Annotated in this window: 19 protein-coding genes and 1 tRNA gene; 9 read left to right on the forward strand and 11 right to left on the reverse strand. The window is 54.8% G+C overall.

The window, feature by feature from the left end; translation table 11 throughout:
- The first annotated feature begins 11 nt into the window (after positions 1-11).
- A complete protein-coding gene (locus tag ACFQUU_RS04310; protein WP_382243154.1) occupies positions 12-971 on the forward strand; it encodes a hypothetical protein in 960 nt (319 codons plus the stop codon).
- 51 nt (positions 972-1,022) lie between these two features.
- Positions 1,023-1,700, forward strand: coding sequence for a WbqC family protein (locus tag ACFQUU_RS04315; RefSeq protein WP_382243384.1), 678 nt, complete (start codon positions 1,023-1,025; stop codon positions 1,698-1,700).
- On the opposite strand, the gene ACFQUU_RS04320 is transcribed toward ACFQUU_RS04315, so the two are convergent.
- Complete coding sequence (locus ACFQUU_RS04320) at positions 1,675-2,661, reverse strand: hypothetical protein (protein ID WP_382243157.1); 987 nt, start codon at positions 2,659-2,661, stop codon at positions 1,675-1,677. The genes ACFQUU_RS04315 and ACFQUU_RS04320 overlap by 26 nt on opposite strands.
- A gap of 2 nt (positions 2,662-2,663) precedes the next feature.
- Entirely contained in the window at positions 2,664-3,374 is a 711-nt protein-coding gene (locus ACFQUU_RS04325; protein WP_382243160.1) for a DapH/DapD/GlmU-related protein, read from the reverse strand.
- A gap of 161 nt (positions 3,375-3,535) precedes the next feature.
- Here ACFQUU_RS04325 and ACFQUU_RS04330 point away from each other — a divergent pair, with 161 nt between their 5' ends.
- Both ACFQUU_RS04330 and ACFQUU_RS04335 read left to right on the forward strand, forming a co-directional pair.
- Positions 3,536-4,555 carry a class I SAM-dependent methyltransferase gene (locus tag ACFQUU_RS04330; protein WP_382243163.1) on the forward strand — a complete coding sequence of 340 codons (1,020 nt, stop codon included), beginning with the start codon at positions 3,536-3,538 and terminating at the stop codon, positions 4,553-4,555.
- Positions 4,556-4,660: 105 nt separating this feature from the next.
- Complete coding sequence (locus ACFQUU_RS04335; RefSeq protein WP_382243166.1) at positions 4,661-5,785, forward strand: class I SAM-dependent methyltransferase; 1,125 nt, start codon at positions 4,661-4,663, stop codon at positions 5,783-5,785.
- A gap of 76 nt (positions 5,786-5,861) precedes the next feature.
- Here the strand turns inward: ACFQUU_RS04335 and ACFQUU_RS04340 are convergent, their stop codons facing one another.
- From ACFQUU_RS04340 to ACFQUU_RS04380, 9 genes are all read right to left on the reverse strand, one after another.
- Positions 5,862-7,889, reverse strand: coding sequence for a tetratricopeptide repeat protein (locus ACFQUU_RS04340; protein WP_382243169.1), 2,028 nt, complete (start codon positions 7,887-7,889; stop codon positions 5,862-5,864).
- A 10-nt stretch (positions 7,890-7,899) separates the two neighbouring features.
- On the reverse strand, positions 7,900-10,284 hold the full coding sequence (locus ACFQUU_RS04345) for a tetratricopeptide repeat protein (RefSeq protein WP_382243172.1): 2,385 nt from the start codon (positions 10,282-10,284) through the stop codon (positions 7,900-7,902).
- A gap of 130 nt (positions 10,285-10,414) precedes the next feature.
- Positions 10,415-12,172: a GGDEF domain-containing protein gene (locus ACFQUU_RS04350; protein ID WP_382243175.1), complete on the reverse strand. Its 1,758-nt coding sequence runs from the start codon at positions 12,170-12,172 to the stop codon at positions 10,415-10,417.
- 242 nt (positions 12,173-12,414) lie between these two features.
- Positions 12,415-13,062, reverse strand: coding sequence for a response regulator (locus tag ACFQUU_RS04355; RefSeq protein ID WP_382243387.1), 648 nt, complete (start codon positions 13,060-13,062; stop codon positions 12,415-12,417).
- Positions 13,063-13,094: 32 nt separating this feature from the next.
- A complete protein-coding gene (locus tag ACFQUU_RS04360) occupies positions 13,095-14,531 on the reverse strand; it encodes a histidine kinase (RefSeq protein WP_382243178.1) in 1,437 nt (478 codons plus the stop codon).
- 28 nt (positions 14,532-14,559) lie between these two features.
- Positions 14,560-16,944, reverse strand: coding sequence for a putative bifunctional diguanylate cyclase/phosphodiesterase (locus tag ACFQUU_RS04365; protein WP_382243181.1), 2,385 nt, complete (start codon positions 16,942-16,944; stop codon positions 14,560-14,562).
- A 9-nt stretch (positions 16,945-16,953) separates the two neighbouring features.
- On the reverse strand, positions 16,954-17,547 hold the full coding sequence (locus tag ACFQUU_RS04370) for a methylamine utilization protein (protein ID WP_382243184.1): 594 nt from the start codon (positions 17,545-17,547) through the stop codon (positions 16,954-16,956).
- 367 nt (positions 17,548-17,914) lie between these two features.
- Positions 17,915-17,991: transfer RNA gene (locus tag ACFQUU_RS04375), tRNA-Arg, on the reverse strand.
- 104 nt (positions 17,992-18,095) lie between these two features.
- Positions 18,096-20,489: a putative bifunctional diguanylate cyclase/phosphodiesterase gene (locus tag ACFQUU_RS04380; RefSeq protein WP_382243187.1), complete on the reverse strand. Its 2,394-nt coding sequence runs from the start codon at positions 20,487-20,489 to the stop codon at positions 18,096-18,098.
- Between the two features lie 416 nt (positions 20,490-20,905).
- On the opposite strand from ACFQUU_RS04380, the gene ACFQUU_RS04385 reads away from it, so the two are divergent.
- From ACFQUU_RS04385 to ACFQUU_RS04405, 5 genes are all read left to right on the forward strand, one after another.
- The gene (locus tag ACFQUU_RS04385; RefSeq protein ID WP_382243190.1) at positions 20,906-22,282 is read left to right on the forward strand and encodes a sigma-54-dependent transcriptional regulator; all 1,377 of its coding nucleotides are present in this window, start codon (positions 20,906-20,908) and stop codon (positions 22,280-22,282) included.
- A gap of 339 nt (positions 22,283-22,621) precedes the next feature.
- Positions 22,622-23,332 (forward strand): TonB family protein, encoded by a 711-nt coding sequence (locus ACFQUU_RS04390; RefSeq protein ID WP_382243193.1) that lies wholly within the window; start codon positions 22,622-22,624, stop codon positions 23,330-23,332.
- Positions 23,333-23,378: 46 nt separating this feature from the next.
- A complete protein-coding gene (locus ACFQUU_RS04395) occupies positions 23,379-24,104 on the forward strand; it encodes a MotA/TolQ/ExbB proton channel family protein (protein ID WP_382243196.1) in 726 nt (241 codons plus the stop codon).
- The gene (locus tag ACFQUU_RS04400; RefSeq protein WP_382243199.1) at positions 24,101-24,517 is read left to right on the forward strand and encodes an ExbD/TolR family protein; all 417 of its coding nucleotides are present in this window, start codon (positions 24,101-24,103) and stop codon (positions 24,515-24,517) included. Before ACFQUU_RS04395 ends, ACFQUU_RS04400 begins: the two co-directional genes overlap by 4 nt.
- 42 nt (positions 24,518-24,559) lie before the next feature.
- Positions 24,560-25,600, forward strand: coding sequence for an extracellular solute-binding protein (locus tag ACFQUU_RS04405; protein ID WP_382243202.1), 1,041 nt, complete (start codon positions 24,560-24,562; stop codon positions 25,598-25,600).
- The last annotated feature ends 83 nt before the right edge of the window (positions 25,601-25,683 follow it).

The following is a 25,683-nucleotide window of genomic DNA, read 5'->3' on the forward strand; positions in this document are numbered from 1 at the left end:
GGTGATTACTGATGCGATGGCGTAAATTGGGCAAAGTGTTCGATACCTCGAAGCATACGCTTCCGCTCGGATGTCAGCATTTCTCACAAGCCCCGCAGGCGCTCGTTCTGGAAGACAGAGTCCGTGTTTATTTTTCAACGCGAGAGCTGGATGCCGCATCCGGCAAGTACCTGAGTCACGTCGCTTTTGCTGACTATAGTCACGACTTCAAGGAACTGCAGGGAATTTCCTCGCATACTGTGATTGCACTAGGCAAAAAAGGCACGTTTGACGAACATGGGATTTTTCCCATGAATGTCGTCAGGTACGGCGACCTGATCTACGGTTACACATCTGGCGTCAATCGACGGGTGTCGGTCCCGGCGGACGGGGCGATCGGATTGGCGGTCAGCCGAAATTCAGGTCATACCTTTGAGCGAATGGGTGACGGTCCCGTTCTGGCACCATCGTTGCGAGAGCCATGCATCGTGGTGGACCCCTTCGTCCAGGTGTTCAACGGCGTCTTTCACATGTGGTATGTCTTCGGTCTTGGGTGGAATGCCCCGACTACCAACGTTGAGCCGGACCGCGTCTACAAGATCGGTCATGCGACCTCGCGAGATGGCATAAGCTGGGAAAAAGAAGAAGGCAAACAGATCGTAAGCAATGTCTTGGGACCTGATGAATGCCAGGCAATGCCTACAGTTATCCATCTTCATGATGGTTACCACATGTTCTTTTGCTATCGGCACGCTTCGGATTTCCGGCGCAACCGCAACCGCGCGTACCGGATAGGTCATGCCTGGTCTGCTGATTTGTGCGTCTGGACCCGTGACGATTCCATGCTGAAGATGGATACCACTCCCGGTGACTGGGACTCCGACATGCTGTGCTATCCGCATGCTTTCCGGTGCGGCGATAATATCTATTTGCTTTACAACGGGAACGAGTTCGGGCGTCATGGATTCGGGCTTGCGGTGCTCGAAGCGTAAGCCTTCCAATCAATGAATTCGACAGCAGGGGGACATGTGATAGCAGGCGTGATGCAGCCTTATTTCTTACCCTATTTCGAGCATTTCCGACTGATTGCAGCATGTGATCAATGGATCGTTTTCGATATCGCCCAATTCGTACGCAAGTCATGGATGACTCGCAACCGTATTCTGAATCGGGAAAAAGGGGTTGCCTATATTTCCGTTCCAGTACAGCACACCGGCCTTGATACGCCGATTCATGCAGCCTTGCTCGACAATGGACAGGATTGGCGTGGCAAATTGCTGGGGCGCCTACGCGTCTATAGTGCCGAGGCGCCTCACTATCGGACGATATCGGAACTGCTTCAGGATGCGCTGGAAGATGATTTCAAGACTGTTTCATCGCTGAATACGGCGTTACTCCGAAGGTTCTGCGATTACCTGGAAATTCGCACGCCAATTCTTGTCTGTTCGGAACTGAATATCGATTTTCCGGCCGGGTGCGATGCGGGCGAGTGGGCGTTTCATGTGTCTAAAGCAATCGGAGCTTCAGAGTATCGCAATCCATCCGGCGGCAGGGCGCTGTTCAACCCAGAGTTTTATCGCCGAAACGGGATGCAGCTCAGCTTCCACGAGCATCGGCCGCGCCAGTATTCGACAGGAGGCTTCGACTTCGTTCCTGATCTGTCGATTATCGATTGGCTCATGTGGAACAATAAAGCTACGCTGCAGCAGTGGTTGGCGTAACCAATAATTCGGCCGCGCCAAAGCCGGCACGGCCGAATTCATTTCCGCAATAGAATAGCCAGCGCCGTCCATCCATCTCCAGAAATTGCGTCGAGCAAATCATTTGCGAGTCCCACCCCTCATCAGAGCGCTCAAGCAGGGACGGGATTTCGTAGCGTGTCCAGTTTTGAAGATCATCTGATCTGGCGTAAGCCAATCGATATGCCCGCTCATGCCGGGTTCTGAATCCCGTTGCATTTCGATAGGCAAAGAAAGCGTGCCACTGGCCGTCAATCTGTATAGGGCACAGCAGATCCTGGCATTCATCGTCCGACAGTGCGGGAACAATGGATGTTCTCCGTTGTTTCCAATGCAGTCCGTCGGACGAGGTCGCGTGAGCGTGCTGAAAGACGATCTCCGGTCCAGCCTCCGTTTCAATCCAGCGCTTTCCGCTTACATACCACATATGCCAGCAGTCATTGATGATCTTCACGATGGGGCTGTTGACCATATATGGCTCGTCGAGACTTAGTCCCAGAACCGGACCAGGTGCGATGCGGCTGAAGGTTTTGCCATGATCATGACTGACGGCGACGCCGATCGCGGTGGTATACGGTACGGATTCCATGCGGGTCCACCCGGTGTAATACATGTAGAGATCATTGCCGTCGCGAACAACCGAACTTGGCATGATTCCGAATTCATCGAAAGCACCCGTTTGTCCGAGTTCAAGAAGCGGCTGGGGTGAAACAGCCTTGATATCTTGCAGGTTGTATCTGGAGAGGTCGACGTATCCCGGGCGGGAAACATATAGTCCTTTACTATCACGCTGGGGGCGCGTTGCAAAGAATACGCGAACAGTATGTTCATCAAGCAGGAGCGGAGTAGGGCATTGGGCAAATTCCATCATCCATGGATGCGGATGCAATAACTGGGGATCGAAAAGTTTTCCTAAACGCTTCCACGAAAAAACAGGAGTCATCTTCAACCTTCCCGAGAGCCCAACGTCGCAAGTTTGGTAATACGCAAAAAGGATTTGCTGTCGAGACGATAAAGGTCTGTGTCCCGTTGCACAAATACGCTGTTTGCCGCAGCACCTTTGGTGATCAATGTGCCAGCCCCGACAAAAGAATCCGCTCCAATGCTGATGTCACCGCCTACAGTGGCGTTAAGACCGAAGAAACAATAGTCCGCAATCTGTGCCTTGCCCCCGATCGTCGTACCGGCTGCGACCCAGCAATGATTGCCGATCGATGCATGGTGCCCGACCAGGCTGTTATTCCACAGCCAGACGTTGTCTCCTATCTGGGCTCCAGGCTGAACTCCCGCACCATCGAGAATGAGGCAATTTTCACCCATATCGAGCCACGGACCGCAGTTGGCCCGTGTGCTGACGTAACTTACCAGTTCGTATCCTTTCGCTTTCGCTTCCTCGCATTTTTCGGCGCGCACCCGATTTAAGTCGTGGTAGCCCATCGCGATGAACAGCGCATAGCGGTCAGGGGGATAGAGTTGTTCGATATCCTCAAAAGCGACGACAGGAAGGTTTGCCGATTTTGCAAGATCCGATTCGCCTGTCTCAAGCCACTTGCGGTCCAAGGTGAATGCGACAACATCATAGGCGGCGTCTCGCAGAATGTGCCGATAGACGACTTCGCTCATCATGCCAAGTCCGAAGATAACGATCTTTTTCATGTCGGGGCCATGCTAATTTGTAGTTGGTGAACTGCGGCAAAATGCGCGGGGGGCGATTCGCTACGCAGGAGGCGGTTCGGCGTTCTTAAAAGGATACTCGAAGCCATGTTCCCATATACAATAAAAAACAAATTTTATCTATCCCGGATGAGGTAAACACGATGCATGCTCGCGAAGAAAAGTTTTATGTTGACCCTGCTACTCGAGAGGAACTAGTGCTGGTTGATGCGAAAGTATCCTCCGACGGAGCAGTGATCGAGGGCGGGCTGGTAAGTCCTGCAGGTAACCGCTTCGAGATCCGCAACGGCGTACCCGACTTTATCTATCCGTTCGAGCTTCCGGATGTTGATAAGAAGTCGCTGCAACAGTCCGAACAACGCGCCGGTGTGTACGACCAATACCTTCCGCTGACTTTCAGCACTTATGGCGAAGATGAGCAACAGGTGCGCAGCAATATGGTCGATAAGCTTAACCTGCGTTCCGATTCGGTCGTACTCGAGATTGCGGCCGGGACCGGGCGTGACTCCGAAATTATTGCCCAAAGGCTGGGACCGGAAGGACGGCTTTACATACAAGATATTTCGCCTTCGTTTCTGGCACATAACGTCCAGCGCATGCAAAACATTGGCGCAAATGCCGAGGCATCACTTGCCAACGGTTATTATTTGCCATTCCGGGATAACAGTTTTGACGCCTGTTTTTCTTTCGGCGGAATTAACGGCTTCGCCGACATCAAGCGCGCTTTCGCGGAGATGGCACGGGTGACAAAGCCCGGCGGCAAAGTAGTGGTCGGCGATGAATGCATGCCGCCCTGGTTGCGTGACACAGAATTTGGACGGGTTCTGATGAATTCGAATCCGGAATTTTCTTATCCGCTGCCACTCGACAAACTTCCCGTTGAAGCACGCAAGACGTCAGTTCAATGGATCATTGGGGGCGTCTTTTATCTTATCGATTTTGAGGTCGGTGAAGGCGAACCTTATGCCGACTTCGACTTCCCCATACCTGGCGCACGGGGCGGAACCCATAGAACCCGTTACTACGGTCAGCTCGAAGGCGTCACACCGGAAGCCAAGAAACTGGCTTACGAAGCCCGCGCGAAGACCGGTAAAAGTATGCATCAATGGCTCGACGAGGTGGTGCGTGCTGCGGCGCAGCGCGATCTGGGAGCGGCTGACTGAATGCGGCGGCCTGGCTAGTCAATGCCGACGCATTGACTCTGCGTTGGCTCTGCCTTCAGTTTAACGATCGTTTTTGCGATATCAATATTTCAGAAAATAATGAAAATGCAACCGACAGAAATGACTGAAGTTGGTGCGCATGAAAGCGCCATACTAGTTTTCCCCGCAACGCATCCAGCGGGACGCGACTTTATCGAAGCCGCGAGAGAACGGGGCGAAAACATCATTGCTGCTTCGTCGGTGCCGGATGCGGAACTGGAGGAAGAGTTGGGGCACTTGATGCGATTGCCGCATGTGCACGATCCCGACTTTCAGCTCCAGTTTCTCGAGTTGCTGAAAAAATACCGCGTTTCCAGCATTTATGCGCCTGTAGCTGTGGTGTATTCCTGGCTGGACAAATTCATTCGGACGAGCGATTTTCCGATTCGCTTAATCGGTGATTCGCCCGTTAAGCGGGAAATGAGTCGCTTCCATCGATCGATGGAGAAGGCTGGACGGTATAAAAAGTTTATCGATGCCTGCGCTGATGGACGCAATGAGTTGACCGTACTGGAAATCGCTTCCATCTTCAAACTGGCAAACAGCATTTACGGCGAATCCAACGATCAAAAAATTGCAGCCATGATGGCTATCTTTTCCACCGCCCCGGAAGGCGATGTGATCGAAATCGGGTCGCTGGCGGGGAAGTCCGCTGCGGTGCTTGCGCTGCTGGCGCGGCGCTGCAGGATCGGTCATGTTCTTGCGATCGATCCATGGTTAGCGGGGCCGGCAACGCAGCACGATTCGCCGGAAGCGGTTCGGGTAGACGTGGTCAATGAGTGGAATTATGAAACCTTCCCGCAAAATTTCACTATCAATCTCCTGCCGGTCGGCTTGGGCATCTTGAACTATCTACGTCTCGAATCGGTAAATGCCTTTGAAGCTTTCCGGAATTGCCCTGAGGTGAGCAGTCCGATATTTGGAAAGGTGAATTATCAAGGGAAAATCTCGGTAATTCATATCGATGGGAATCACGATTATTCGCAAGTGAAGCAGGATTGCGAATTGTGGCTGCAACTGATGGTGCCGGACGGCTGGTTGATCCTGGATGACTATCTATGGGCGCACGGCGATGGACCTTATCGTGTAGGAAATGCGCTCTTGTCGGATCGTGCGAATGAGATCGAGCGCTCGTTTGTCTGCGGCAAGGCGCTGTTCATCAAATTCGGGGCGTCCAGCATGCGCTTGTAAACGGCGGCGAAATAAGCTTGCACAGGAGCCCGAGCAACTGTAGCTAATTTACGATCCTGGTCTTCATGAGACCGGATTACCGCGTATCGCACCACTTGGTCCAGATCTGGCGATAGGCTGTTTCAAGATCCTGGGTAAAACGCTGTCCGGGATGTCCGGGCGACATCAGACGTGCCGGCAGCGACTGCCGGATCTGGTCAAGCCGGGACAGATCTTGTGCGATTTCAATGGCGCGCTGCAGATATTCTTCTTCGCTGGAAGTGACGAATTCATGCAGGCCGGCATTGCCCATGATCGAGGCGCCACTGCGAGTGACCGGAGAGCTGCCTGCCAGCGTGAGCACCGGCACTCCCATCGACAAGGCATGCAGACTGGTGGTGCCGCCGTTGTACGGGAATGGATCGAGCGCCAGATCGATCTGGTGATGCAAGGCCAGATACTCAGGCATCGCCATCTTTGGATGCATGACGAGCCGGTCGGCGTGGATGCCATGGCGGCCGAAGGAGTCGGCCATTTTTTGGCGCGTCGGTTCGTCATTGATATTGCCCAGCACCAGGCGCGCATGCGGCAATGCCGACAGGATCCGTGACCACAGTGCAATCGCCGGCTCGGTGATCTTGGATAAATGATTCAAACAGGCGAAGGTAAATGTTCCTTGCGACAAAGCCGGCAGTGCATTGACTGGCGGACGCATGGCGGCCGGCTGGAACTGCGAGGTCGCCGGCAGGCGCAAGAGCGTTTCGGTGTTGTGGCACTCGGTCAGGCCAGGCGGATCCATGCCGGCATCGGTCAGGCGGTAATCCATGGCGGCCAGGCCGGTGGTGTAGGGATAACCTATCCAGGTCAGCTGTATCGGTGCCGGCTTGCGGGCGAAGGTCAGCAGACGGTTATATGCGGTATGTCCCGACAGGTCGACCAGAATGTCAATGCCATCATCGCGGATGCGCTGGGCAAGGGCATCGTCCGACATCTCCTTGCAGACAATCCAGTGATCGCTAAGGGCGGCAAGACGATGGGTGATGTCGTCTTGCTGGTGATGGTTGTAATAGCAGAACACCTCGACCTGCGACTTGTCGTGGCGGGCCAGAGTAGGCTCGAAATAGTTGGCCACCGCATGGTTGCGGAAGTCGCCGGACACGTAGCCGATCCTGAGCCTCTTGTGCGGATCGGGCGCGTTATGATGCGCTTGCCAGAACGGCTTGAGCGGAGCCTCGAATTGTTCGGCAAAGCGCAGGTGTTCGGCGAATGTTTGATCGGCACTGCAGCTCGGCGTGCTGAGCAGGGTGAACAACAGATTGCTGTGGATGTCGTTTCGCCGCGGGTCAATGGTTAAGGCTTGTACATAGAGTTCGATTGCTGACTCGGAATAGCCTTGGTCGCGTATCAGATTGCCCAGGTTGTTATATCCCACCGCATGCATTGGATTAAGCGCGAGGGATTTCTGATAGCACTGTATTGCATCATCGATTTTGTTTTGATCTCGGCGTACATTTCCCAGATTGTAGTGAGCCGCCTCATCATTGGGATTGAGAGCGATGGCTCGCTCCAGGCACTCTGCCGCCTCCAGCAAGTGGCCTTGCTCATACGCCGCAGTTCCCAGGTTGCAGTAGGCGCCTGAGTGGTCTGCGTCAAGCATTAATGCTTGCAGATAGCATTCCATGGCTTTCGCCATCTTGCCTTGGGCTTTTAGCGCAACGCCCAGGTTGTTATAAGCGTCCGGCTGGTTTGGATCGAGCGAAAGCGATTGCTGAAGATATTCAACCGCCTTTTCCAAATGGCCCGATCCTTTAATGGCAAGGGCAAGGTTGTTATACATTGGAGCAGTCGGCTTGATGGCAATCGCCTTTTCAATCAGATCAATCGCACGTTGGTAGTCGCCGTGCTGATGTGCGATAGCGCCAAGCAGATGCAGTGCGTCAGCATGTGATGGCTGAATGCAGACTATCTGTCGGTAGAGTTCTTCGGCCTGGTTAAGCCGACCCTCTCTATGGTGCGACATTGCTGTTTCCATGGCGTCGTGCAATGACATTCCTGCAATCAGGCGCTGACTGGAGTGCGACTTCTTCGCCGCCGGATTGTTTGGATGAACTTGTTTTGTAGACATGGAATAAATCTTAAGCAGCAATGCTCGTCGGTGTATTGCACCACTTGGTCCAGATCTGACGATAGGCTGTTTCAAGATCCTGGGTAAAACGCTGTCCGGGATGTCCGGGCGACATCAGACGTGCCGGCAGCGACTGCCGGATCTGGTCAAGCCGGGGCAGATCCTGTGCGATTTCAATGGCGCGCTGCAGATATTCTTCTTCGCTGGCAGTGACGAATTCAGGCAGGCCGGCATTGCCCATGATCGAGGCGCCACTGCGAGTGACCGGAGAGCTGCCTGCCAGCGTAAGCACCGGCACTCCCATCGACAAGGCATGCAGACTGGTGGTGCCGCCGTTGTACGGGAATGGATCGAGCGCCAGATCGATCTGGTGATGCAAGGCCAGATACTCAGGCATCGCCATCTTTGGATGCATGACGAGCCGGTCGGCGTGGATGCCATGGCGGCCGAAGGAGTCGGCCATTTTTTGGCGCGTCGGTTCGTCATTGATATTGCCCAGCACCAGGCGCGCATGCGGCAATGCCGACAGGATCCGTGACCACAGTGCAATCGCCGGCTCGGTGATCTTGCCGAGGTTATTGAGAGAGGCGAAGGTAAATGTTCCTTGCGACAAAGCCGGCAGTGCATTGACTGGCGGACGCATGGCGGCCGGCTGGAACTGCGAGGTCGCCGGCAGGCGCAAGAGCGTTTCGGTGTTGTGGCACTCGGTCAGGCCAGGCGGATCCATGCCGGCATCGGTCAGGCGGTAATCCATGGCGGCCAGGCCGGTGGTGTAGGGATAACCTATCCAGGTCAGCTGTATCGGTGCCGGCTTGCGGGCGAAGGTCAGCAGACGGTTATATGCGGTATGTCCCGACAGGTCGACCAGAATGTCAATGCCATCATCGCGGATGCGCTGGGCAAGGGCATCGTCCGACATCTCCTTGCAGACAATCCAGTGATCGCTAAGGGCGGCAAGACGATGGGTGATGTCGTCTTGCTGGTGATGGTTGTAATAGCAGAACACCTCGACCTGCGACTTGTCGTGGCGGGCCAGAGTAGGCTCGAAATAGTTGGCCACCGCATGGTTGCGGAAGTCGCCGGACACGTAGCCGATCCTGAGCCTCTTGTGCGGATCGGGCGCGTTATGATGCGCTTGCCAGAACGGCTTGAGCGGAGCCTCGAATTGTTCGGCAAAGCGCAGGTGTTCGGCGAATGTTTGATCGGCACTGCAGCTCGGCGCGCTGAGCATGGTGAATAACAGATTGCTGTGGATGTCGTTTCGCCGCGGATCAATGGTTAAGGATTTTCGCAACAAATCGACCGCCAGCTCCGGCTCCCCCTGGTCACGTACCAGATTGCCCAGGTTGTTATATCCGTCCGTATTTTTTGGATTAATGGCGACTGATTTCTGAAAACTTTGCCGCGCATCGTCGTATCTGGCCAAATCCAGCAGCGCATTACCTAGGTTGTAATGCGTGTCCGCATCTTCATCATTGAAAGACAGCGCCTTTTCGTAACACCGGACAGCATCCAGCAAATGTCCCTGCACATATAGAGCTGCGCCGAAATTGTAATGGACGCGGCTGGCGGTCGGATCGATAGCCAGCGCCTGGGAATACAGTTCGATGGCCAATTCGACATGTCCCTGGCCTCTGGCGAGATTGCCAAGATTATTGTATGCCATGGCGTTTCGAGGGTCGGCGACGAGGGCGGCTTGATAGGACTGAATCGCTGCCTCGAGCTTACCCTGATCCCTTAATGCATTCGCAAGGTTGTAGTGCGCGGCCGCATTGCCTGGATCGTAGGAAAGTGCAGTTTCATAGCATTTCACCGCTTCGCTCAAGTGGCCTTGTTCATAAGCTGAAATGCCGAGATTGCAGTAGGCCTCGGTGTGTGCCGGATGAAGCGAAAGGACTTGAAGAAAGCACTCGATTGCCTCAGCCTGTTTCCCCTGGTCTTTCAGGGCGACGCCAAGGTTGTTGAGCGCACTGACATGCTTCGGGTCGATTGTAAGGGCATTCCTGAAGCAGGTGATGGCAGCGTCTCGCTGACGGCGTGCGCTGAACACCATGCCCAAATTGGCATGCATTGCAGCAGACGGGGCCAAGTCGATTGCCTTGGCGATCAGTTCAGTTGCATAGACATGGTCGCCTTTCTGATGTGCGATGACGCCGAGCAGATGCAGCGCATCCGCATGGTTCGGGTTTGCCGCCAGAATGTCCTTATACATTTCTTCTGCTTCGTGAGTCTGGCCGGCGCGATGGAGTGACATCGCTTTGTCGACGGCCGATCGAGGCGATATGCCGCCAGTGCCTCCGGAAGAGCGCAGCGAGTCGCTCAGGCAGCAGTTTTTGTATTTTTTTCCGCTGCCGCAAGAGCAGGGATCGTTACGACTGAGTTTGATTGAAGCCATGGTATGTACGCTGAATCAAGGTATTGAATGGCATATGGGTTTCAGCGTGCCCGAGGCTTAGTGCCCAACGCCAGGAACATGGACTGTTTTTCTCATGACGATGCCGGTGTGGATTTTCATCTCGATGAGTTTATGAGTTTTCTTGCATTGCCGGTTTTGCAGCAATCACGCGATTTTTTCCAGCCCGCTTCGCCTGGTACAACGCTTCGTCGGCCCGCCCGATGATTGAATCCTGATTCTCGCCTTTGCTGTGCAATGCCACCCCGGCGCTGAATGTAATCAATAGCCGCTCATTGTTGTGCATGAAGATCTGCTTGGTCAGTTCGCGTTGCACGCGGGTGACCGTTTGCATCGCATCTTCCAGCGGCGTATCCGGCAATACGATCAAAAACTCTTCGCCGCCGAATCGTGCAATTACGTCCATTGTGCGTAGGGTCTTCTTCACAACTTGCACGAGATGAATCAACGCACCGTCGCCCGCGCTATGTCCGTGCGTGTCATTCAGCCGCTTGAAGTCGTCGAGATCGAGCAGGGCGACGCAAAGCGGAGACTTCTTGCGATTGGAGCGCGCCATCTCTCGCTCCAGCACATCATCCAGTCCGCGCCGGTTAAGACTACCGGTCAATTGATCTTCACGCGCCAACTCACTCATTTCTTCCAGCTTGGCTTCCAACTCATGAATGCGTGCATCCGCTGCCTGGACTTCGTGGCGGGCAAGCTCCATTTCGTCGCGCGAACGCAGTGCTTCGGTTTGCGCTTCTCGGGTGTCCTGCATGATCTGATCGAGGATCTTGTTCAGATCAAGGATGTCTTTCGCCTTGCCGATTTGCTGTGAATAGTTGCCGATTTTCTCATGGAAGTTGCCCGTGCTTGTCGCAACCGCGCCGATGCGGTCGATGAAGGTGAGCATCATATTCTTGAGCGTGCTCTTTGCTTCCTTCAAGCTGTGCTTGAGCATGCCCTGTTTATAGATAACGTCTTTCAGGTTGCGGGTCGCATCGAGCAGGGTGGCATGGTTGACGGGTCCATCGAGCAGCGCCTGAACGCGCGCAATCTGCCCGCTCAACCAGCTGTCGTCTTCCAGCAGTTCTCCGACATTTTCAAAGAGGAGCCTGAATAGTCGGAGCAGCAACTCATGTTCTTCAGCAAGGTCGCCGCTCTTCAGTTCGATGCGGAAGCAAAGCTGCTTGAGCCGCGCATTGAGTTCGGTCAGATCTTTTTCGTTGCGCGATAGTCTGACTTCCTCCGCAAGCGCTTCGGATTCCTTGGCGAGGTCGGGCGCGCCATGCAGCAGGGAAGTCACCGCTAGCGTCCAGGTGCGAATCAGCATCTCTCGCATCAGGCGCGTGTGCACGGAGCCGCTGGTTGGTGACGGTGCTTCGGCTGGCAGGATGTCGGTCAGCTGGTTCAATGGCACCGGCAGTGGATCGACCAGCGGGAGGACAGCCGGTTTCGATGGGAGGAGCGGCAAGTCGTCGACGAGCGACATGGAGGCGTTCACCGACGCAGTGCGGGTCGCAGTGTCAGCCGCAATGGTTTCTATGCCGATTGTCGGCGCATCCGGTTTGCCCGCATGGTGCTGTATCAGATGTCTGTCCGTGAGTTGGGTGAGTTGCTTGCCGTATTCCTGCCAGTTGCGCGTTTCCAGTGCACGGGTAAATTGGTCCGAAAGCAGGGCAATTTCCCGTGGCGCCTTTTTCAGGCGAGCTGCAAATTCGGCAAGGACTTTTTCCGGCGACGACTCGTTCTGGGTGCCAGCAATTTCATCGTACATATCACGGTAAGCATCCGGGGTTGGCGCAATCCGCTGCACGGCCAGACGGCGCAAGGCTTCCCGTGCGATTTCGGCGGGGCTTTGCGATTCTGTTCTTTTAAAGGCGTCTTGCATGGTAGTGACTGCGTGCTCTCGGATGGTGTTACCCAATGTCGTGAAATGTTATCGCTGATATTGCTCCGCTCATAACTCAATTAGCGGCTGAAATTCAGCCTTCTTTAGGCAATCGGCGATAAACATCCCTTCCAATAGTCGTTATATGCTCGACCGGGGCCAGGAATCCGTGGTAGAAATGAGGGAAGAGGGCTACTGTTGATCCGGCGATGGCAGGGTAAATGATGAAGAGCCGGTGGAGCCTATTCGACCAGATTGTTCTTGATGGCGTAATGCGTGAGTTCCGCGTTATGTCTCAGTTTCATTTTTTGTAAGAGCCGCGTGCGGTACATGCTGATTGTCTTTACCGACAGCGAAAGCTCGGCCGCGATGTCGCTGACGGTCTTGCCCGAGGCGATCATGATCAGTGTCTGATATTCGCGATCAGATAGCACTTCATGCGGAAGTACATTCCTGTCATCGCCGATCTGGTTGGCAAGTTCCTGCGCCAGCGCCGGGCTAATGTATTTTTTTCCAGTTGCCACCTGACGGATGGCATCGACGAGCTGGTCGGGCGCACTTTGCTTGTTGAGATAACCGGCGGCCCCTGCCTTGAGGGAGCGAATCGCATATTGGTCCTCGCGATGCATTGAGAGCATCAATACCGCAACTTTCGGAAATTCCTTTTTTATTTGCTTGAGGACTTCGATGCCACTGCGATCGGGCATGGAAATATCAAGCAACAGCACATCGCATGCGCCACCTCGAACCAGCTTGATTGCATCAGAACCGTTTTCCGCGTCACCTGCGACGACAATATCCTTCGTATCGGCAAGAATTTGCTTGAGCCCCTCGCGCACAATGGCGTGGTCGTCGGCAATGAGAATGCGGATGGTTCCTGCTGCAGTCATAAAATACCTAAAACTTAAAGAGTTATCATTTGCTACGTGGCCAACAGTGGAATTTTTAGCACCACAATACTGCCGCCGCAAGCTGCACGGGTGACAGTCAAATGCCCGCCTAGCGCGCTGGCCCGCTCTATCATGCCGCGAATGCCGAAAGATTTGGGCTTGATGCGGTCTGTTGTGGTAATTCCGCGACCATTGTCCGTGACCTCCAGCGTCACACTGCGGTTGGTGCGCACGAGCTTGACGGCGACACGGGTGGCATTGGCGTGCTTGCCGACATTCGTCAGTGCTTCCTGAAAAATGCGAAAGAGGGCTGTCGACTGGTCAGGGTGCAGCGCAATGTCTTTTTTGTTTGACGAAAACTCGCAGGGAATGCCGAACTGTTTTTCGAATTCCTTCGCCTGCCAGTCGATCGCCGCAACGAGACCGAAATCCAGAATGCCCGGCCGTAAGTCGGCCGAAATACGGTGTACCGCCTCGATGGTGCGGTCGACAAGCGCCTCGACATAGTTTGCTTTTTCTAGGAGCGCGGCTTCCTCATGAGGCAGGCGACGCGTCAGCAGGCGCAGCGCCATTTTAATGGCTGTGAGATTGCCGCCAAGGTCGTCATGCAGTTCGCGCGAGATCCGCATCCGCTCATTTTCCTTGACGGTCTCGACATGCGCCGCAAGTTCTGCCAACTGCGCGCGCGAAGACTTGATTTCCTTCTCTTCCAGCTTGCTCTGCGTGATATTGGTCATAATACCTTCCCACTGCACACTGCCGCATGGCAGCGCCCGCGGCGTGCATCGCAGATTGATCCATTTCACGTCTTTCCATTTCTCAATCCAGATCCTTCCTTCCCAGTTCCACGCTTTCATTTCGGCGGCGGACGCCGACATCGACGCAAGATAGGAAGGCCGATCTTCGAGCAGGATCAGATGAAGAAATAGCGATGGCTCGGCACACAAGGGCTCGGCGTCAATGCCGAGCAGTGCTCGGCAGCCTTCGCTCAGATAGGGGAACGACACGCTCCCGTCAGGTTTTTGCAGAAACTGATAAACGAGCCCGGGCGTATTTGATACGATCGCTCGTAAGCGCGCCTCGCTTGTATGCAGCGCCATCGCCGATTCATGACGGGCGCTTGTGTCGTTGCCGATAGCAATGATTACCGGCGCGGCGTCCGTATTGCAATAGAAGAATCGGAATTCGATTGGATAGCACGTACCGTCCTTGCGAACATGTACCATATCGATAGCTGCGCGGCTTGTGCGACCGTCGCGTAATGGTTGTAGCGTATTTTGCAGAAGCGCGCGCGATGAGTCCTGTGCGATGTCGAGTGGCGTCTTCTGCGTAAATTCATCCTGCGTGTATTGCATGTTTTCGCGAGCGGCGTGATTTACCTGGACGAAGCGCAGCGTAGCGCAATCGACAACGTAAATTTCGCTGAACGATCCCTGCATGACAATCGGCAGCCATTCCGTATGCAACATGTCGATTTTTCTTTCCCTTGGTATCGATTTAACCGACGTGCTTGTCCACGCCGGCGGGTGCGAGCACAGGTGGCGTCCATTGGTCCAGCCAACTCGCAAACTGCTCCGCAGGCATGGGCTTGCTAATGAGATAGCCCTGACCCTGATCGCAACCCATCCTGGCAAGCAAGTCCCATGCCGCTACTGTTTCAATTCCTTCAGCAACGACCATCAAGCCCATGTTATGACCGAGATCGATAGTTGAACGAACGATTTTTGCATCTTCGGCATCGCTCTCCATCTTCAGCACAAATGATTTGTCGATTTTCAGTTCCTGAACCGGCAGCCGCTTCAGGTAGGCAAGTGAGGAATAACCGGTGCCAAAATCGTCGATTGATAAGTCGACCCCCATCGCATGCAATCCTTCAAGCGTTTGTTGGGCTCGTGCCGGGTCGTCCATGATCGCGCTCTCCGTAATCTCGAGGCAGAACGCTGATGGAGGCAGCCGATGGAGGGCAAGTATCGCGCCAAATTTTGCCGGCAATTCCTGATCCAGCAGATCGCGTGTGGACAGGTTGACTGACATCCGCAGTTGCTGTCCTCTGTTCGCAAGCTGCGCGCATAAGGCGGCCGATTGCTCGAGCACCCATCGCGTCAGAACACGAATGAAACCGGTTTTCTCGGCGAAGGGAATGAAGTGATCAGGAAAGATCATGCCACGCCCGGGATGTACCCAGCGCACCAGTGCTTCCATGCCGATGACCTGGCCGCTGGTCAGCAAGACCTTGGGCTGCACGTACAGGCGGAACTGATTGTCTTCCGCGGCGCGTCGAAGTTCGCTCAGCAATGACAAGCTTTCCTGATTTGTCTTGTCGATGGCAGGATCGTAGACCACCGCTTCATTGCCACTGCTTTTGGCCGCATACATCGCAACTTCTGCGCACCGTAGCAGCGTCGCCGCATCGCTTCCATGTCGGGGAAAAGCTGCGATGCCGATACCCGCGCCGAGGTCCACGTCTTGGTCTGCCAGCGAGATCGGGATTTCGAGTGAAGTCAGGATACGACGGGCAATGCGACGTGCCTCTTCGCCGTTCGTACTTGGTAGTAGCAGGGCGAACTCATCGCCCCCAAGTCGCGCAAGCCGGTGCGTGGGATTGGTCAATTGCGCTTGCAGACGTTCGGCCACCTGGCGCAACAATGCATCGCCAAAGCTGTGGCCCATGACATCGTTGACATGCTTGAAACGATCGAGGTCCATCATCAGCACTTGACAGGAGGCACACTCCTTCTTAGCCGTGGCGATCGATTCATTGAGCAGATCGACAAACTGGGCGCGGTTGGGCAGGTCGGTCAATGTGTCCCAGTAAGCCAAGCGGCGAATTTCGATTTCACGGTTCGAGATGCCATCACGCATCCGGGCAAAGGCCCTGGAAAGGTCACCGATTTCATCGTCGCGCCGGATCTCGATTTGGCCGCGGTAGTCGCCGGTGCCCAGGCGTCTGGCGGTCTCTCCCAATTGACGCAGTGGGCCCGTGATGCGCTTGGCTACAAACACACTGCCAATGACAGCAACAACGATGCCGATTGCGGTCAGCACCAGAAGACCGATCTGCAGCCGGCGATAAGGCGCAATGGCTTCGCTGATGGAACGCTGCAGGACCACAATTACAGGTCTTTCCGAATCCTGTGCAAGTTGAACTACGCGCGCGCTCACATCGTTATCGCCGACGGTCAGTTGCGGAAAGAACTTTGTATCGGTCGGCATGCTCTGCAACTGTATGGCGAGGCTGGTTGCATCAGCGTCGCTAAGCGTGGTGACATCGCTTGTCCACTGACCATTCATACCGCGGCTCAGTATTGATACCTGCAATGACGACAGCTCGCGCATATCCGCGGCGATGCGTTTCTCAATTGAGAAAGCCATGGCGACCCAGGCAATGGCGACTGGAGCTTTCACTGGAACGACGACGACTTGGTAAAGACGGTTGTTTACGATGCCGATCCCGGCAGCGCTGCCAGTTTGTTCTGCCTGGTCGACCAATTGAAGGACGGTATTTTCCAGGTAGACCCCCGACGTGATTGCAGTGGATGCCTTGATGCTGCGATCCAGTCCTATCAAGAAGGCATGCGACGCCTCGATGCGTGCGCCATGATTGGCAAGTGCCGATTCAGCGGTCTCTCTGTCATTGCTGCCGATCGCCTGCTTGAAGCCGTAATCTGAAGCTAGCAGCCGTGCTCCCTGAGTGAGCTGTTGCGCATATTGATCAAGCAGCCGCCCGAATACGCGTTCGCCGATTTGAAGCTCGTCACGCACTGCCAATTGCGCGTTTTCGCGAATTCCGGTTTGTATTGCAAAGAAACCCGCGAGCTGCACCGCAAGTATGAGTACAAGAAACAGGATGACAATGCGGCTTTCAAGACTGCGCAAGCGCATGAGACTTTCCTATCTGGCGTTCATGTTGAAGGTGACATTTGCTGCGACGTCGCTCTCGGTCAACGTGATTTGCTGTTCCGGTATTTGCGCCGAGGGAGGCAGGCTGGCGTGCCATGCCTTCAGCCGATACGTGCCTGAGGCAATGCCGTCAAGCTTGGCCTTGCCGGATATATCGGTCTTGGCAAAGTAGGGCGTGGAAACGACATGGATATAAGCGACCATCTGGTCATGGATATTGCAGCCGACGACAACGGTCCCCGGCTTGTCAAAGTAAATTGGATTTTCCGGTTCCCCCGCATAGAGCTTCAGATCGAACACCTTGGCGGGCGAAAGCGAATACACGTGATGGCGAACTGTATCGTTGTTGGGAAACGAGATATTCGTGCCGACCTGTACGACGGTCATCGGAGGTAGGAATTTACGCCCCTTTTGCTGTATCTCGGTGGTCTTTGGGGTCTTTGGCAAAGCCGGTTCCGATACCGGTTCCGCATATACCGCAGCGCCGGGCAATGCCGCGCCAGTCGGAGCGACAACATGAACGAATATCGAAGCAGCATATGCATTGCTACCACCTAGCGCGACTGTGGCTGTGAAAATAATCACAGGCACGACCACGTTCGCCCGAGTCGCGAGCATGCACGGGGGAAATTTAAAAGTCAGCATCTTGGAGGCATAGAGGTGCATCGCGGAATTCTATCTGGCAATACTTGGAACGACTTTATCACAAGCAATTGAAGTTGAATCGCTGGCAGCAAAGATGCGCGAAAAAGTGCGAGAAACTTTATCTCTTGATTGATGCGAGGATTAGCAGGAGGATGCGGAGCTGCAGTTGAAAGAGGATCACGCGCAACTCGAAGGTGAGCTAAGCAATACAAGTTGCAACAGTTTGCGCATATTGAATCGTCAAACAGTAAACAAACCCGGTAAACCAGAAAGGGGTTAGATCTTGCGATCTAACCCCTCGTTATACTGGTGCGGCTGGCAGGAATCGAACCCACGACCCCTTGGTTCGTAGCCAAGTACTCTATCCAGCTGAGCTACAGCCGCGAAAAACAAAATTATAGCACCCATTCAACAAACTTTGGAAGCCCCTCCCATAAGCATTTTTATCATTTTTATTTCCTGTATGCTTTTCTGCGAGCTGGGCAACCTTATGCCGCTTCCACTACTTCTGAGCCGATGCCGTTGCAAAGGATGGTTGTTAGTTGTGCTGCAGGCAAGGGGCGGCTGAAGTAATAACCTTGCATTACATCGCATCCACGATCACGCAGGAAAGCCAGTTGCTCTTCGGTCTCCACACCCTCGGCGATGACTTTGAGCTTGAGGTTATGGGCCAGCAAGATAATGGTCGAAACAATAGCGCAGTCGTCCAGATCGTCAGGGATATCACGCACAAACGATTGGTCGATTTTCAGAACCTGTATCGACAACCGCTTCAGGTAGGACAATGACGAATAGCCTGTTCCAAAATCATCAATGGAAATTTGCACACCCATGGCATGGAGCTGGTTGAGCACGGTGATCGCATGATCGATATCGTCCATGAGGACTCCCTCGGTCAGTTCGATTTCCAGAAGTGCCGCCGGAAGCTTGAATTCGTTTAATACAGAAGTGACGGTATCGACAAGATTGTCGTGGTGGAATTGGTGGGCCGACACGTTCACTGCTACCCGTGTTGGAAAGCCTTGTAGCATCCATTGCCGGGCTTGCGCGCATGCTGTGCGCAGGATCCATTTGCCAAGCTGGACGATTAGCCCGGTTTCTTCAGCAACCGGGATGAATTTTGCGGGCGAGATCATGCCGAGTTCGGGATGGTGCCACCGGACGAGGGTTTCGACGCCATGGATCGTGCCGCTTTCAATATGCTTCTGCGGCTGGTAATGCAAAAGCAGTTCATTGCGGGACAGCGCGCCGTGCAGACAGTTTTCGAGTTGCATGCGCTCCATGATCCACTTGTCCAGATCGTTGCTATAGAATTCGAAGCGGTTCTTTCCCAGTGACTTGGCATGGTAGAGCGCGATATCAGCATGCTTGATCAGCATGTCAGCCTCAGCGCCGTGTATCGGATACAGGGCAAGGCCGATGCTCGCGCCAATGTGAAGCTCATGCGTATGCAATATAAACGGCTCCTGTAGTACTTGCAGCAGTTTGGTGGCCAGGCTTGCAAGATGGTCGGCATCGGATATGCCAAGCGCAAGCAAGGCATATTCATCGCCGCCCATCCGTGCCAGTGTGTCGGACTCACGCAAGACGCGTCGCAAGCGCTGCGCCACCTGTAATAGCAAGTGATCTCCGGCGTCATGACCAATGCTGTCGTTGATCATTTTGAAGCGGTCAATATCCAGTAGTAAAACACCGAATGATGAGCCGTCATGTTGTTCGTGGGTCGGCAAAGCTTGTTGCAGCCGTTTTGTAAAGAGAGCACGATTTGGAAGGTCGGTCAGAAGATCGTGGGTCGACTGACGCAGCAGCCGTTCTTCGGCGAGCTTGGTCTCGGAAATATCGCTGAATACGCCCACATAATTGATAACGTGGCCATTGTCATCCGTCAGGCGGCTGATATTGAGTAACTGCGGATAGGTTTCGCCGTTCTTGCGCTTGTTCCAGATTTCGCCTTGCCATTTGCCGTAGTCACGCACGGTTTGCCACATGTGCCGATAAAATTCACGCGGCTGGCGTCCGGACGCGAGGAAACGGGGATTGCGTCCAGTGCTTTCCGTGGCTGAATACCCGGTAATGGCGGTAAAGGCGCGATTGACAGTCAGGATGTTGGCATGTTCATCCGTGATGGCGATGCCTTCCTGCGAATGCTCGAACGCCTGGTTGGCAAGTCGCATCGACCGCTCGTCTTGCTTGCGTCTCGTAATGTCCCGGATGGTTATCTGAACAATGGCGTTGCCGCCGACCGACACGGCATGGATGCCGGTTTCCGCAGGAAATTCGCGGCCATCCATCGACTGGAAATACCATTCAAACGTCTGCGGACCATGCTGCCAGGCCGCATCGATCCTTGCGTACAGCCCCATGTTCGAGTGATCGCCGTCGGGTTGCCGGGCGGGTTGCAGCGAAGCGAGATCCATTGTCTGCATACGGCTCGTATCGGCAATGCCAAACAGTCTGAGGGCGGCTCCATTGCATTCACTGATCTGATCGGACGCCATCAGAATGACGCCTTCACCAGTGCCTTCAAACAGGGTGCGAAACAGGGCGTGGCGATGTTCAAGTTCGACCGATTGCCGGCGTTTTTCGGCTGATTCCCGGTAAGTGATCCACGCGGTCAGGCAAAAGAAGATAGTGGCGAGTCCGGACAGGCTGAGCAGTACTCGCTGCGCGAAGTCGTTCTCTTTCAGGGCTTGTAGAAGGGCTGCGCGAACGTTCGCTACACCCGGTTCGGTCAAGACAACGGGGAGTCGTGCCTCTACCAGGGCCAGGTTGATGGAGGTCTGATTCAGGCCCCACCATCCAGCAAGGCTGACGAAAAAGCCGGAAGCCGCTCCTACCAGAAACATGAGCAGGAGAAGTCTGGATGTGACAAGTTTATGCATCAGGCTTTCTCTGTACGATGAATAGTTTCAGTCTGACCACTGCTGTGCTGTCGTTTTTATTTTTTTGCAGTGGAAAGTTCCGTGGTGTGCCGTCTGTTCAAGCCATCATTTATTTCCTTTTAGCAATTTTCATGCCACTTGATTGATCTATGGCTATGTTGTATCGCACACTGGCAGAACGGCATGGAGATTGGAACAACGGTTATTTGCTGAATCAATAGGAGAGGGACACGACAGACATGATTCTCGTCTATGGGAAATTTGCCCGGAGGAAATTACCGATTCCGAGAAATTGGGGTCATGCGGTGTAAGCTTGCGATATTGTTCCGGCATCAGCATTTGTGCGCTGATATCTGGGCACCGCCTTAAATTTGACGCTGAACTGGTAATACATGACACAGCAGAATGAAAACTTAATGAAGTCCCTGAATGTCCTGGTAGTCGACGATGAGCCGGCAATCAGGCAAATTCTGGCGATACGACTGGCTAAAGCAGGATGTGCGGTGGTGCAGGCGGCGAATGCCGGCGAAGCGCTTGAACAGCTTTCCACCGGACATTTCGATGTTGCAATCAGCGATATACAAATGCCGGATTTTGATGGCATAGAGTTGGTGCGGCGCGCGCGTGCAGCAGGAGTCGATACCAACTTCATCATGATGACCGCCTATGGGTCGGTCGATTCGGCGATCGAGGCGATCAAGGCCGGAGCGTCCGATTACATGATCAAGCCTGTCCGTCACGATGAGGTTCTGCACAGGGTCATCAAGATCGCGGATCTGCAGCGCCTGAGCAGTGAAAACAAAGTCTTGCGCAAGCTGGTGCTCAAATCGCGTGAAGCGGTGTTCGGCTTTGCCTCGGATTCAATGCGCGGGCTCGACCGACTGATTGCGAAAGTCGCGCCGACCGATAGCACCGTGCTGGTCACCGGAGAAAGTGGTACAGGCAAAGGTGTGATCGCCAGGCAAATTCACCAGCAGAGTGACCGTGCGGACGGGCCCTTCATTCCAGTCAACTGTGGCGCCATTCCTGAAAACCTGATGGAAAGCGAATTGTTTGGCCACGTCAAAGGTTCTTTCACGGGGGCCGATAAAGCACGGAAGGGCCTGTTTCTTGAGGCAGATAAGGGTACGATCTTCCTGGACGAAATCGGCGAGCTGCCGCTGGTGCTGCAAGTCAAGCTCCTGCACATCATCGAAGAGAAGACAGTGCGTCCCGTCGGCAGCGAACAGACGCGTCGCGTCGATGTCCGCATCATCGCCGCCACCAACCGTAACCTGGAGCGCATGGTCGCAGAGGGCAGGTTTCGTGAGGATTTGTATTTCAGGCTCACGGTTTTTCATCTGCATATTCCACCGCTGCGAGAGCGCCGGCAAGATATTCTGGGTCTGGTCCGTTTTCTCATGCAGCGGAGTTCGCGGCGCCTGAACTATGGTCCGGAGCCGGTACTCGATCCCGACGTGGAAAACATTCTTGCGTCCTATGAATGGCCGGGCAACGTCCGTGAACTCGAAAATGTCGTCGACCGTGCGCTCATTCTTGCTGAAAACGGGCGCATTACCCGCGCCGACCTGCCGCCGCAAATTGTCCGAACCGCTGCTCAGCCTGACACCGTTGTAGTCGGGCAGGGCGGAGAGGGCTTGCGCGAGCAGGTTAGGCGGTTCGAATGCAAAATCATCTCGCAGGCGATTACCGAGGCTGGCGGTGATCGTCGGGCCGCGGCGCAAAAACTTGGCATTGGGCTGTCCAGCCTGTATCGCAAGCTGGAAGAGTTCGACGCTGCCGGATTGCTGTAGAAACACGGTCAACCCTCTTCATCCTGGCAGGGGACGCAGCCTGCCTGATTCCTTCATGAATGCTGGCGGCCACATTCGTTTGGCCGCTTACTTTCGCGTTCTCTCCCTACTACCGCCTTTTTCTGCGCCGCTAGTCACAGAAAAAGCCAAGTTTTTGACTGAAAGGAAACAAATCGGCGTAATCGATACTACATTGCTTTCCTTTTCGAATGAGAATCGTTATCATTATCGTTAATATTGAGTCCGTTAATGTAATGCAGCAAGATCTGTAGTGAGTTGACTGGCTGAGCGGCGCAGATCCGATGGTCGACAGCGTTCAGCTTGAGAAAAATAATCCTTATGAATCAAACCCTTAATTCGCGAGCCAGCGTACTGACACTGATCGTCGGTGTACATGCTGCTGCCCTCTGGTTAATCGTCGCCGGATTACACCAGCAGAAGCTGGTTCCTCCGTCGCCTCTGCCAGCGGTCATGGTCGAGATGCTGCCAGCAGAGCGACCCGTCGTAAAAGAAGTAATCGAGACAAAACCGCAGCCTGAGCCGGTAAAGGAAATTCCCAAAGTACAGCCGAAGAAGGCGCAACCCAAACCGCAGCCGAAAAAGCCGTCACCGAAAACCACGACAAGTGACAAAGCCCTGACGGCGCCAAAGAGCGAGGCTGAACCAGTCCAGCAGGCATCCTCTGCGCCGGTCGAGCCCAGTCCGCCGCCGCCGGCCCCAGTGGCCGCTGCGCCGCGTGATGTAGCGCCAGCCCCCGCACCGGTACCGATCACGCCGCCGAGATTCAACGCCGCGTATCTCAATAATCCTGCGCCGACCTATCCACCAATGCTGCGAAGGGCGGGCGAGGAGGGCAGAGTCGTGCTGCGTGTCTTCGTGACGGCAGAAGGAACGGCGGGAGAGGTGCATGTATTGCGTCCAAGCAGCTCTCCGCTGTTTGATGAGGCGGCGCTGGCCGCCGTACGTAAATACCGGTTCGTTCCCGCTCGTCGGGGAGATACGGCAGTCGCGGAATGGGTACAGGTGCCCATCGAATTCAAATTGAATTAATCAGTAATCAAGACATTGAACCAGATATTTTTGCGAAAGAGCTTTCATGAATAATCCATACGGCATTGCCAACCTTTGGCAGCAAGGCGATTCCATCACCCGTGCTGTCGCCATCGTTTTATTGATCATGTCCGTTTTGTCCTGGTATGTCATGGCCTTGAAGGCCTGGAGCCTGATCCGCTTGCGCCGCCAGGCGACTGTCGCAGCTGAAAGTTTCTGGCATAGCAAAAGCCTGGAAGAGGGTATGAATATGCTGGCTCCGGACAGAAACAGCAATCCGTTTCGCGCGCTGGCCGAAGACGGCGCCAATGCGGCTTTGCACCACGAGATGAGCAAGGAGGACTTGCATGGGGCTTTGAACGTGAGCGAATGGGTGACAAGCTGCCTTCGCCGCTCCATTGAAAACATCACCGGCCGTTTGCAAAGCGGGTTGCAGGTACTTGCGTCCGTTGGCAGTACTGCGCCTTTCGTCGGACTGTTCGGCACTGTCTGGGGCATTTACCACGCCCTGGTCGGAATTGGCGTCAGTGGTCAGGCCAGTATCGACCGGGTTGCCGGACCCGTCGGCGAAGCCCTGATCATGACCGCGTTCGGCCTGATCGTCGCCATTCCGGCGGTGCTCGGTTATAACGCGCTCACCCGCAGCAACAAGGCGATCCAGTCTCAGTTGTCCAATTTCGCGCACGACCTGCATGCCTATCTGATTACCGGCGGTCGCGTCGGTCAGGCGCCGCATAACGTCGTCAGCCTGCGGAGCAAGGAGGAAGCATGAGCTTCGGCAATCCCGACAACGACGATGATGTAATGTCGGAGATCAACATGACGCCGCTGGTCGACGTCATGCTGGTCCTGCTCATCATCTTCATCATCACCATTCCGGTGATCAACCACGCGGTCAAGCTTGACCTGCCACGCGCCGCCAGTCAGCCCAACGATGTAAAGCCGCCTCATATCGATGTGTCCATCGATGCAAACGGCGTCGTCACCTGGAACGGCAATGCGGTCGACCAGCAGGCGCTGAAGGAAAACATTGCGGTCGCCTCTGCACAGTCGCCGCAGCCGGAGCTGCATCTTCGGGCAGACCGCAAGACGCCCTATGAGAATGTCGCTCAGCTGATGTCGGCAGCCCAGACTGGCGGTTTGAACAAGATCGGTTTCGTCACCGAACCTGATGCGTCTAGGTAGCCTACCCTCGTCAAATTCCACTCGCATTGGACAAGAAAATCCATGAAAGCCATACTTCGCAACGCCATAGCCGCAGCCCTTTCCCTCGTCGCCGTCGCTTCGGTGCAGGCCCAGGACAAGGTGCTGAACCTGTACTCCGCGCGTCACTACCAGACCGACGAAGAGCTCTACAGCAAGTTCACGCAACAGACCGGCATTCGCATCAACCGTATCGAAGCGGACGACGCCGCGCTGATGGAGCGCCTGCGCAACGAGGGCAAGAACAGCCCGGCCGACGTGATCCTGCTGGTCGATGCAGCCCGCCTGTGGCGCGCGCAGGTGGAAGGCCAATTCCAGCCGGTGCGTTCGAAAGTGCTGGAAGAGCGGATCCCCACCAATCTGCGCGGCGGAGACGAAGGGCAGGGCGCCCAGTGGTTCGGCCTGTCCACCCGCGCCCGCATCATCGTCTACAACAAGGTGCGCGTGAAGCGTGAAGATGTCGCCACCTATGAATCGCTGGCCGATCCGGCCAACAAGGGCAAGGTCTGCACCCGCTCCGGCGCTCACCCGTACATGCTCTCCATGATCGGCGCGATGATCGAGCGTAACGGCGAAGCGGCCACTGAAAAATGGGCGCAAGGCATGGTCGCCAATTTCGCGCGCCCGCCGCAGGGTGGCGATACCGACCAGATCAAAGGCGTAGCCTCGGGCGAGTGTGGCATTGCGGTAGCCAATTCCTACTACTATGCACGCCTGCTGCGCTCGACAAAGTCCGAAGACCGCGAAATGATGAACAAGGTCAGCTTCGTATGGCCGAACCAGGAAAGCTCCGGCACCCACATCAACGTTGCCGGCGGTGCAGTGGCCAAGTACGCGCCCCATCGTGAAGCAGCGGTGAAATTCCTTGAGTACCTGGCCAGCGATGAAGCCCAAGCCTATTTCGCCAACGGCAATAACGAATGGCCGGTGGTCTCCTCTGCGGTGGCGAAGAATCCGGTGCTGCAGCAGATGGGCAAGTTCAAGACCGAGAACATCTCCATCACGGCCGTCGGCAAGAACCAGATCGTCGCCCAGAAGATTCTGGATCGCGTTGGCTACAAATAATCATTTCCGCTTTTATTTTTCGCATCATTCATGTCGCAGCCAGCCAGTCCCTGTTGATAGCCAGCTTAACGATTAAATTTACT

Source organism: Herbaspirillum sp. GCM10030257, assembly GCF_042666555.1.
Classification (GTDB): domain Bacteria; phylum Pseudomonadota; class Gammaproteobacteria; order Burkholderiales; family Burkholderiaceae_D; genus Noviherbaspirillum.

Bases quoted from the DNA above. Each gene is read 5' to 3' on its own strand.
- ACFQUU_RS04340 (WP_382243169.1), bottom strand. From the start codon at position 7,889: ATGTCTACAAAACAAGTTCATCCAAACAATCCGGCGGCGAAGAAGTCG.
- ACFQUU_RS04360 (WP_382243178.1), bottom strand. From the start codon at position 14,531: ATGTTGCATACGGAATGGCTGCCGATTGTCATGCAGGGATCGTTCAGC.
- ACFQUU_RS04405 (WP_382243202.1), top strand. From the start codon at position 24,560: ATGAAAGCCATACTTCGCAACGCCATAGCCGCAGCCCTTTCCCTCGTC.
- ACFQUU_RS04345 (WP_382243172.1), bottom strand. From the start codon at position 10,284: ATGGCTTCAATCAAACTCAGTCGTAACGATCCCTGCTCTTGCGGCAGC.
- ACFQUU_RS04400 (WP_382243199.1), top strand. From the start codon at position 24,101: ATGAGCTTCGGCAATCCCGACAACGACGATGATGTAATGTCGGAGATC.
- ACFQUU_RS04310 (WP_382243154.1), top strand. From the start codon at position 12: ATGCGATGGCGTAAATTGGGCAAAGTGTTCGATACCTCGAAGCATACG.
- ACFQUU_RS04395 (WP_382243196.1), top strand. From the start codon at position 23,379: ATGAATAATCCATACGGCATTGCCAACCTTTGGCAGCAAGGCGATTCC.
- ACFQUU_RS04325 (WP_382243160.1), bottom strand. From the start codon at position 3,374: ATGAAAAAGATCGTTATCTTCGGACTTGGCATGATGAGCGAAGTCGTC.
- ACFQUU_RS04365 (WP_382243181.1), bottom strand. From the start codon at position 16,944: ATGCGCTTGCGCAGTCTTGAAAGCCGCATTGTCATCCTGTTTCTTGTA.
- ACFQUU_RS04390 (WP_382243193.1), top strand. From the start codon at position 22,622: ATGAATCAAACCCTTAATTCGCGAGCCAGCGTACTGACACTGATCGTC.
- ACFQUU_RS04315 (WP_382243384.1), top strand. From the start codon at position 1,023: ATGCAGCCTTATTTCTTACCCTATTTCGAGCATTTCCGACTGATTGCA.
- ACFQUU_RS04380 (WP_382243187.1), bottom strand. From the start codon at position 20,489: ATGCATAAACTTGTCACATCCAGACTTCTCCTGCTCATGTTTCTGGTA.
- ACFQUU_RS04355 (WP_382243387.1), bottom strand. From the start codon at position 13,062: ATGACTGCAGCAGGAACCATCCGCATTCTCATTGCCGACGACCACGCC.
- ACFQUU_RS04335 (WP_382243166.1), top strand. From the start codon at position 4,661: ATGCAACCGACAGAAATGACTGAAGTTGGTGCGCATGAAAGCGCCATA.
- ACFQUU_RS04350 (WP_382243175.1), bottom strand. From the start codon at position 12,172: ATGCAAGACGCCTTTAAAAGAACAGAATCGCAAAGCCCCGCCGAAATC.
- ACFQUU_RS04385 (WP_382243190.1), top strand. From the start codon at position 20,906: ATGAAGTCCCTGAATGTCCTGGTAGTCGACGATGAGCCGGCAATCAGG.
- ACFQUU_RS04330 (WP_382243163.1), top strand. From the start codon at position 3,536: ATGCATGCTCGCGAAGAAAAGTTTTATGTTGACCCTGCTACTCGAGAG.
- ACFQUU_RS04320 (WP_382243157.1), bottom strand. From the start codon at position 2,661: ATGACTCCTGTTTTTTCGTGGAAGCGTTTAGGAAAACTTTTCGATCCC.